Genomic DNA, 1,132 nt, shown 5'->3' with positions numbered 1-1,132 from the left:
GGGTTGGGGTTTGTTTTTGACGGAGAGTTTGATCCTGGCTCAGGACGAACGCTGGCGGCGTGCTTTACACATGCAAGTCGAACGATGATGGGGTGCTTGCATCCCTGATTAGTGGCGAACGGGTGAGTAACACGTGAGTAACCTGCCCCAGACTCTGGGATAACTCCGGGAAACCGGGGCTAATACTGGATATCATTTCTGCCTGCATGGGTGGTTGTTGAAAGGGTTTCTGGTCTGGGATGGGCTCGCGGCCTATCAGCTTGTTGGTGGGGTGATGGCCTACCAAGGCGATGACGGGTAGCCGGCCTGAGAGGGTGACCGGCCACACTGGGACTGAGACACGGCCCAGACTCCTACGGGAGGCAGCAGTGGGGAATATTGCACAATGGGCGCAAGCCTGATGCAGCGACGCCGCGTGAGGGATGACGGCCTTCGGGTTGTAAACCTCTTTCAGTAGGGAAGAAGCTTTCGGGTGACGGTACCTGCAGAAGAAGCGCCGGCTAACTACGTGCCAGCAGCCGCGGTAATACGTAGGGCGCAAGCGTTGTCCGGAATTATTGGGCGTAAAGAGCTCGTAGGCGGTTTGTCGCGTCTGCTGTGAAATCCCCAGGCTCAACTTGGGGCGTGCAGTGGGTACGGGCAGACTAGAGTGCGGTAGGGGAGACTGGAATTCCTGGTGTAGCGGTGGAATGCGCAGATATCAGGAGGAACACCGATGGCGAAGGCAGGTCTCTGGGCCGTTACTGACGCTGAGGAGCGAAAGCATGGGGAGCGAACAGGATTAGATACCCTGGTAGTCCATGCCGTAAACGTTGGGCACTAGGTGTGGGGTCTGTTTCCACGGATTCCGCGCCGTAGCTAACGCATTAAGTGCCCCGCCTGGGGAGTACGGCCGCAAGGCTAAAACTCAAAGGAATTGACGGGGGCCCGCACAAGCGGCGGAGCATGCGGATTAATTCGATGCAACGCGAAGAACCTTACCAAGGCTTGACATACTTGAGAAGCCACCAGAGATGGTGGTCTCTTTGGACACTCATGTACAGGTGGTGCATGGTTGTCGTCAGCTCGTGTCGTGAGATGTTGGGTTAAGTCCCGCAACGAGCGCAACCCTCGTCCTATGTTGCCAGCACGT

Annotated in this window: 1 rRNA gene; it reads left to right on the top strand. The window is 57.2% G+C overall.

Features of this window, described 5'->3' with window-relative positions:
* Window positions 1–16: 16 nt before the first annotated feature.
* Window positions 17–1,132, top strand: a 16S ribosomal RNA gene (locus SERN_RS15175); the annotation flags it as partial.

This window comes from Serinibacter arcticus, assembly GCF_004786095.1.
Lineage (GTDB): Bacteria > Actinomycetota > Actinomycetes > Actinomycetales > Beutenbergiaceae > Litorihabitans > Litorihabitans arcticus.
The sequence above is the reverse complement of the archived record's forward strand: the minus strand, read 5'-3'. Positions and strand labels throughout refer to the sequence as shown.